The 7,885-nt window shown below is 73.3% G+C and carries 6 protein-coding genes; 3 read left to right on the top strand and 3 right to left on the bottom strand.

Features of this window, described 5'->3' with window-relative positions; all coding sequences use genetic code 11:
• Together IEZ08_RS28275 and IEZ08_RS28270 are read right to left on the bottom strand one after the other, a co-directional pair.
• On the bottom strand, positions 1-615 hold a 615-nt coding region (locus tag IEZ08_RS28275), incomplete at its 3' end, for a biotin carboxylase N-terminal domain-containing protein (RefSeq protein ID WP_308426626.1).
• A gap of 167 nt (positions 616-782) precedes the next feature.
• A complete protein-coding gene (locus IEZ08_RS28270) occupies positions 783-1,517 on the bottom strand; it encodes an SDR family NAD(P)-dependent oxidoreductase (RefSeq protein WP_068921358.1) in 735 nt (244 codons plus the stop codon).
• Between the two features lie 174 nt (positions 1,518-1,691).
• Between IEZ08_RS28270 and IEZ08_RS28265 the strand changes: the two genes are divergently transcribed.
• The 3 genes from IEZ08_RS28265 (at position 1,692) to IEZ08_RS28255 (ending at position 2,692) form a co-directional block, all read left to right on the top strand.
• Complete coding sequence (locus tag IEZ08_RS28265; RefSeq protein WP_068921359.1) at positions 1,692-1,958, top strand: WXG100 family type VII secretion target; 267 nt, start codon at positions 1,692-1,694, stop codon at positions 1,956-1,958.
• Positions 1,959-2,072: 114 nt separating this feature from the next.
• Positions 2,073-2,303 carry a FitA-like ribbon-helix-helix domain-containing protein gene (locus IEZ08_RS28260; protein WP_068928379.1) on the top strand — a complete coding sequence of 77 codons (231 nt, stop codon included), beginning with the start codon at positions 2,073-2,075 and terminating at the stop codon, positions 2,301-2,303.
• On the top strand, positions 2,300-2,692 hold the full coding sequence (locus IEZ08_RS28255; RefSeq protein WP_068921360.1) for a type II toxin-antitoxin system VapC family toxin: 393 nt from the start codon (positions 2,300-2,302) through the stop codon (positions 2,690-2,692). The genes IEZ08_RS28260 and IEZ08_RS28255 overlap by 4 nt, the downstream gene beginning before the upstream one ends.
• Before the next feature lie 4 nt (positions 2,693-2,696).
• Here IEZ08_RS28255 and IEZ08_RS28250 read toward each other — a convergent pair whose 3' ends face one another.
• On the bottom strand, positions 2,697-7,838 hold the full coding sequence (locus IEZ08_RS28250) for a type VII secretion EssC family protein (RefSeq protein WP_229803583.1): 5,142 nt from the start codon (positions 7,836-7,838) through the stop codon (positions 2,697-2,699).
• Positions 7,839-7,885: the final 47 nt, after the last annotated feature.

The raw sequence follows: 7,885 nt of genomic DNA, 5'->3' as shown, positions 1-7,885 counted from the left end.
GGGCCGGTCCAGGTACCGCTCGACGAAGCACTCACCCCGGCCGAAGGCCGTGACGGCCTCGCGGACGGCCGACTCGTACAGGTCGGGGATCTCCTCCATGGTGCGGGCGACCTTGAGGCCGCGCCCGCCGCCGCCGTACGCCGCCTTGATGGCGATGGGCAGGCCGTGCTCGGCGGCGAAGGCGACGACCTCCTCCGCGCCCGCGACGGGGTCCTTGGTGCCCGCGACCAGCGGCGCGCCGACCTTCTGGGCGATGTGCCGGGCCTGGACCTTGTCGCCGAGCGCGGTGATCGCTGCGGGCGGCGGCCCGATCCAGGTCAGGCCCGCGTCGATGACCGCCTGGGCGAAGTCCGCGTTCTCGGCCAGGAAGCCGTAGCCCGGGTGCACCGCGTCGGCCCCCGCCTCGGCGGCGATCCGGAGCAGCTTGGCGATGTCGAGGTAGGTCTCGGCGGGGCTCTGCCCGCCCAGGGCGTGCGCCTCGTCGGCGACGCGGACGTGCAGGGCGTCCAGGTCCTGCTCGGAGTAGACGGCTACGCTGGCCAGCCCGGCGTCCTTGCACGCGCGGGCGATCCGCACGGCGATCTCACCGCGGTTGGCGATCAGGACCTTCTGCACCGATGTCGATCCCTTCAGTACGGAGAACGGGGGGGCTGGCGGGCCTCCAACGGAGTGTAAGCGCTTCCTGATCCCTTGTTCCCGGCGGGGTCTCGCCTATTGAGACGGGATCCACGGGGGAACGGGGACGGAGCCGCCCGCGGGGACGGATGGGGTCGGGGGCGGGACTATCTGCCGAGGTAGGCGCCGCCGTTGACGTGGACGACCTGCCCGGTGACGTGCCCGGCCTCGGGGGAGGCGACGAACCTCACCGCCTGCGCCACGTCCTCCGGCGTCCCGGCACGCCCGTTCCTGGTGCCCTCCACCCGGCGCCGCACACCTTCCTCGGTGAGACGGCCCCGGAAGAACTCGGTGTCCAGGATCAGCCCGGGGGAGACCACGTTGACGGTGATCCCGCGAGGGCCCAGCTCGGCCGCGAGATCGGCGGTCCAGGCCTCCACGGCAGCCTTGGCCGCGCCGTACGAGCCCGAGCCCGTGCCCCTGGCGGCGATCGAGCCGATGGTGACGATCCTGGCGTGGTCGGCCAGCCGGGGGATCAGCGCGGTGGTGACGAGCACGGCCGACATCAGGTTGGCGTTGAGGTTGGCCCACCAGCTCTCGGCGACGTCCATGAGGTCGTCGTCGGCGGAGGCGCGGTCCAGGTTGGTGTTGCCGCCCGCGTTGTTGACCAGCACGTCCACCCGGGCGGGAAGCCTGTGGAGGGATTCGCCCACGGCGACCGGGTTGGCCGCGTTGAACGCCACGTAGTTCACCAGGTCGGGGCCGCCCAGCCGGTCGGCCGCCTCCTTGAGCACGTGCTCACGCCGCCCCGTGATGGTGACCCGGTCACCCTGGGCGGCGAACGCCGCCGCGACGGCGTAGCCGATCCCGGTCCCCCCGCCCGTCACCACGATTTCCCGCACTGTTCCCGATCCTCCGATGAGAATAGGCCGATATAGCCAATTAGGGCAGATCCATATTGAATGTCACCTTAGTCGACGGCGGCCATAGTGAATAGGCATAGCGTTGATAACAGATTGATCTACGCTTTATTATTTGATCCTTTGGCGAACCGGCGCGACTCAGAGGAGACGGCCATGACCCTGTACGGCGGCGATCTGAATGAAATGGACCAGATGGCCAGGCAGTTCAGAACTCAGTCCGATCAGGTACGGAGCGTGATAGCCGCGCTGAACACCGAGGTGAGCAAGATCGGCACCTCCTGGACGGGTCCCCGGGCCAACCAGTTCAGGGACGCCTGGGAGGGTAGCAGGCCGGCCTTCGAGCGGATGGTCGAGGCGCTCATGGAGGCGTCGAAGGCCATCGGAGATTCCCGCAACCAGATCGACGCCGCCACCCGCTGAGCGTCCCCGTTCCCTCGCGTATGCGGCGGATCTGCGCTCCAGGATGCCCCGGAGCGCAGATCCGCCGCACGAGTGCATAGCGCTATTGTGGCGCTAAAGCGCTACAATAGCGCTATGGCGACTGTGCAGATCCGGAACATCCCTGACGAGGTCTACCTCACCTACAAGGAACGAGCTCTGCGGGCGCGGCAGTCCCTGCAGGAGTACTTGCTGGGCAAACTCGTGGCTGACGCGCGTCAACCCAGTCTGGAAGAGATCCTGGATCGGGCGGTTGCGAACGCGGTCGACACCGTGTCCACCGACGACATCCTGAACGAACTGGACAGGGGAAGATCGCAAAGGTGATCGTGATCGACGCCGGTGCGCTGGTCAAGGTTCTGGTGGAGAAAGGGCCGTCAGCCGACGCCGTGCGCAAACGCTTGGTCGGAGAGTCCCTCACGGCTCCCGCGCACATCGACGTGGAGGTTCTCTCGGTGCTGCGTGGTCTCGTGCTGTCGGGCAAACTCGCCGCCGATCAGGCTGAGGCAGGGCTGGGACTGCTCGAAATCATGCCGTTGCAGCGGGTTCCGCTGCCGGTGTACCTACGCCGGGGCTGGCAGCTGCGTGGTAACTACAGCGCCTATGACGCGTTGTACCTCGCGGTCGCCGAGACGTTGTCCTGTCCGCTGGTGACCAGCGATGCGCGGATCTCCCGGGGCAACGGCGCCCGTTGTGAGATCGAGGTCTTCGCCTGAGCGCTCATCCGGGCAGAGCCGTCTGGATCGGGGTGATCCGGCCCAGGGTCAGCAGGAGGCCGCGGCCGGGAGGGCCGCCGACCGCGCCGCGCGGGAGCCGTACGGCGAACAGGTCGCCGTCGCCGGGGCTCTGCACCGCCAGGAGCAGGCCGGTGCGGGACTTGCGGGCCTCGGCGACGAACCCCCGGTAGGCGCTGGTCAGGTCACCGGTGGCGCCGCCGATGATGAGGCCGTGCTCGCTGTCGCGGCCGGTTCGCAACGTCCGCTCCAGGGCTGCTCCGAGAGGGGAGTCGGCGGAGATCAGTTCGGCGTCGTCGACGATCACGACGTAGCGCTCCTGACCGGCCACCGCCTCGCTCAGGTCGCCGTTCGCGTCGAGCACCGCCAGCACGCCGGGCTCGTCGACCAGGGTGCTCAACGGGCTGCGCCGGGGAACCACCAGGACCACCGGGGTGCCGTGCGAGAGCAGGGAACGGGTGGCCGTCAGCAGGGCCGAGGAGCGGCCCGAACGGGGCGGCCCCGCGACGACCGCACCGGGTCCCTGGGCGAGCAGGTCGACGCCGAGCGGGGCCAGCGCGTCGCCTCCGGCGCCGAGCAGCGCCCACAGCGGTGACGGCGGCTCGAAGGCCGGGGCCAGGTCCATGGCCTGGGCCGAGGTGATCCGTGTGGGCAGCGCGTCCACGCGCAGCGGAGGCTCCCCCGCCCATATCCACCCGGCGGGCTCCCCTCCGGCTCCTGTGACATGCCTGGTCCGGGCGGGTTTCCCGTCGGTCCCTGTGGCGTGCCCGGTGCCGGTGGTCTCCATGGTGCGGTCCGTGCCGTCGGTCTCCGCGCTCCGCGCCGTGACGGGCTCCCCACTCCGTCCGGCCGCGACGGTCGCCGCGGTTCCCGCGAACCGGGCGGGCACCGTACGGGCCAGGGCCTGGAGGACGGCGACCTGGGCCGGGCCCGAGGGGTCCTCGTCGAGGAGACCGATCTGGCTCTCGGTCAGGCCGTGCTCTCCCATGGAGAGCGCCCGGCCGGGGACGAGGACGGCGGGCAGGTCCTTGGCGGGCAACCCGGCCAGGCCGTACTCGGAGGGGTCGGCCATGCGCAGGAGCAGCCGGTCGTCGAAGACCGTGGAGACCTGCCCGATCAGCGTGGACCGGTCACCGGTCACGACGGCGCGGAGCCCGACCGCCGGGCCCTCCCGCAGGAGCTGCACCATGGAATCGATCAGCCGCCCGTAGTCGTAGCCCTCGAACGCGGCGACGAATCCTTCCCAGCGGTCCAGCATGAGGACGAGCCAGGGCAGCCGCGGCTCGCCCCCCGAGGCGCGCAGTTCGGCCAGGGACGCGTATCCGGCCTCGGCCAGCAGCTGCTGCCGCCGTCCCACCTCGGTCCTGAGCCGGGCCAGCAGGCGCTCCACCCGGTCGAGCTGGTCGCGCGTCACGACGGCGCCGCAGTGCGCCATGGCCACCAGCGGGAGGAGCGCTCCCGAGCCGCAGTCGATCGCGTGCAGGTGCACGTCCTCGGGGGAGGCGCCCGCCGCGATCACTCCCGCCAGCGTGCGCAGCGCCGTGGACCGCCCGCTGCGCGCGGTCCCGGCCAGGAGCAGGTGCCCTCCACGTGCCAGGTCCAGCGTCAACGCCCGCCGGTCCTGCGCCCAGGGCAGGTCGGTCACCCCGAACGCCAGCGGCGGCACCTCCTCGTGCCCCGCCCGGTACGGCGCCGCGCCGTCCCCACCGGAGGATCCCCCTCTCCGGTCCGGGGCCGTGCCGGACGGGACGGCCGCCGCGGGGGACGGGTCCGGCAGCCCGGGGGCGACCACGAGGCCGGCGAGCGGTTCGAGCCAGGGGCTCGGCTGCCGGGGGATGCCCGCCGCGCGGGCGGCGTCGGCCAGCGCGTCGACGACCAGCGAGAGATCGGTGACCGGTGAGTCGTCGGCCGTCCCCGTGTCCGGCCCGGGCGCCGGGTGCCCCAGAGCCTGCCAGCCGATCTCGGTCACCCGTGCCCTGGCCGCTGTCCGCCCGTTCGCACCCTGCTCGCCCGGCTGCCCGATCGGCGGTCCGTCCAGCTGCCCGGCCGGGCTCCGCCCGCCGATGCGCGCGGTCTGCACGGCCGTCGCCGCGCCCGCCCCCGACTTCACGTAGCAGCGGCCGGGGGTGGACTTGGGGATGTGGGCGGCATCCGGCCGTCCGATGACGTCGGCGGACTCCGACGCGTCGGTCACCCGGAGCGCGATCCGCAGCGAGGTGTTGGCCTGGATGTCGGGCGTCACCACGCCCGCGGGCCGCTGGGTGGCCAGAATAAGGTGGATGCCCAAGGAACGGCCCCGGCGGGCGATGTCCACCAGCCCGGTCATGAAGTCGGGGAGCTCGCTGACCATCGCCGCGAACTCGTCGATCACCAGCACCAGCCGGGGCAGCGGCGCCAACGGGTCGCCCCGCCCGCGCAGCGGCGTGACCGGCGAGGAACCGCCCGCGACCAGCAGGTCCCGGGACGCGCGGGCCGTCTGGGCGTCCCGCAGCCGGTGATAGTCCTCGATGTCCTTGGCTCCGGCCGCCAGCAGCAGCCGCTCGCGGCGCCGGATCTCGGCGGCCAGCGAGGCCAGGGCCCGATGGGTCAGGTGGCCGTCCAGGTCACTGACCATGCCGACCGTGTGCGGGAGCTGCACGCACTCCTTGAACGCCGCCCCGCCCTTGTAGTCGATCAGCACGAACGTCATCTCGTCGGGGCGGTTGGCCACCGCGAGGGAACAGATCAGCGTCTGCAGCAGCTCGGACTTGCCCGCGCCGGTGGTGCCGGCGATGAGGGCGTGCGGACCGTCGGCCCGCAGGTCGACGGAGAACGGCCCGTCCGGCCCGATCCCGATCACGGCCTCGGTGGACCGTCCCCACCGCCCGGCGAGGACCGCGCCCGACACCGAGGGCAGCGCCAGCAGGTCCAGCAGGCGCGCGGACCCGGGCAGGGACAGGCCGGGGTCGTCGCGGCTGACGTCCCGGATCGGGGCCAGGGAACGGGCGAGCCGGTCGCACCAGGACTCCGGGACCCGGTCGGCGAGGATCTCCCCGAGACCGTCCAGCCCGCCGCCGCGCAGCCGCAACCCGCCGTCCGGGGCGGCCTGGACCACGGTGGCGCACTCCTCGGGCAGCAGCCGCTGGTCGTCGTCGATCGCCAGGGTGTAGACGCCCGCGCGGGGACCCTGGCGCAGCACCTGCGGCATGCCGGGCAACGCCCGCAGGACCTGCGCGCCGTCGAGGACCACCAGCACGTCGTAGGGGCGCTCGTCGTAGGCGGGGGTGAAGTCTCCGGAGCGGCCCGGCCCGCCCCGGCCGCCCGCCGCTCCCGTCCCGAGGTCGCCCCAGCCCGACGGGACGCGGCCCGCCTTGAGCGGTGATGCGCTCTCGCCGAGGCGCTCCTCGATCAGGGAGGCCAGCTCGGCGACCCGGCGGGCCGCGGCCTCCGGGTCGGCGCCGACCAGCGCCACGCAGTCCTCACCGCCGTGCGGGGCGCAGTGCGGCAGCCAGCGGACCCAGTTCCATCGCGCGCCGCCGTCACCGCGCGCCGACAGCACCACGATCGCCAGATCCCGCGGGCTGTGCAGGGCGGCGGCCTGACCGACCATCCAGCGGACCAGACCCGCGACGTCGTCCCGGGGTCCGGTCAGGCCCGCCACGCCGAGTTGCCGCATGGCCAGGGTCACCGGCACCGCCCGGCAGGTCGGCGGGGCGGGCAGCGGCACGTCCGCCGGAGCGCCCCGCTCCGGGACGAGCTCCAGGTCCGCGGGGAGATCGGCGATCCCGACCCGGAGGCGGAGCGCGTCGGGATCGTGGTCGCGCCGCTCCCAGAGCCGCCGCCGGGGACCGGTCGCGGTGAGCAGCACCTCGGCGGGGTCGGGCGCGGCGGCCCGGCGCGCGACCTCGTCGGCGGCGCGGGCCCGTTCCATGGTCGCCTCGAAGGCCGCTATGCGCTCGTGGTACTCCTTCATCTGCTGGCGGTGCCTCTTGCGGCCGTGCCGCCGGTCACTCCACCACTGGCCGAACATGATCACCGGGCTCATCAGGGCGAACAGCAGGAAGTACCACGCGTTGAGGGCCCAGGCCAGGGCCAGGCCCACCACGGCGGGGAGGAGCGCGGCCAGCAGATGCAGCCGCATGGGCTCGGCGCGTCTCGGTTCGACGGGGACCTCGAACCGCCGCGGGCTCTCCGGCGGCCGGAGCCGCGGCGGCCGGTTGTAGGCGAGACCGCCGTCGGGCTGGGCGTCCAGGTGCGCGTCCGGCGGTTCCACGGCCTTCAGCGTCAGGACCGAGGCGCCGCAGACCAGGAGGCCGTGCTCGGGCCAGTCGACCGCTTCGTCCAGCGGCGCGCCGTCCAGCTCCGGCACCGTCACCGGGTTCCGGGTGCCGGAGCCTCCACCCACGCCGATGCCCCCGCCCGCACCGCTCCCGCCTGCACCGTTCCCGTTCAGACCCCCGTTCCCGCCCGTGCCGCCCTCCCACGCGGCGGCTCTCTCCCGGCCCGCCCCGGCGGTGTCCTTCGGAGAGGCGGGAGGCTCGCGCCGCCCGGAGCCTCCGTCCCTGCCCTTGCCCCTGCCCTTGCCCCTGCCCTTGGCCCTGCGCCCGATCGGTCGCCTCGCCCGTTCTCCGGCGGGAGCGTCCGGTGTGACGGCGGCCCCGGGCTCCACGGTGATGGCGTCGGGCGTGAGCCGTACGACGGCGGCCTCGCCGGGCATGAGGGGATCGCGTACGGACACCGCGCAGGCGGGGTCGGAGCCGACGGTGTGGACGCCGAGCCCGAGACGGTGCACCGACCCGGCGCCGGGGCCGCCGACCACCCGGATCTCCACGATTCCGCCGGGCTCCTCGGCGAGCGTCGAGGCGGCCAGACGGCGGTCCAGGGTGACCAGGTCGCCGTCGCGGAGAAGCCCGAGCAGAGGGGCGTCGGGAGGGAGCTCGCGGCCGTCCAGCCAGAGGGAGGGGGCCTCGGCGGCCTCGCCCAGACCGTAGGGAGCCTTGCTGCGGGTCAGCCGCACCACGTTGCTCGGCCGCTCGCCCACGTGCCCGGTGAGGGCCTCCGCGAGCCGCGCCACCGTGGTCGTCTCGTCGCCCTCGACCACGACATCGCGGTCGGCGTGCTCGCTGAGCACGGTGAGCATGATCCGCATCGCGCTCTCCTCGGGTCAGGCGCCCCCGCCCCAACTTAACGACTGGG

This window comes from Planobispora rosea (genome assembly GCF_014648175.1).
Taxonomy (GTDB): Bacteria; Actinomycetota; Actinomycetes; order Streptosporangiales; family Streptosporangiaceae; genus Planobispora; species Planobispora rosea.
This window is presented reverse-complemented; position numbering and strand designations above follow the sequence as displayed.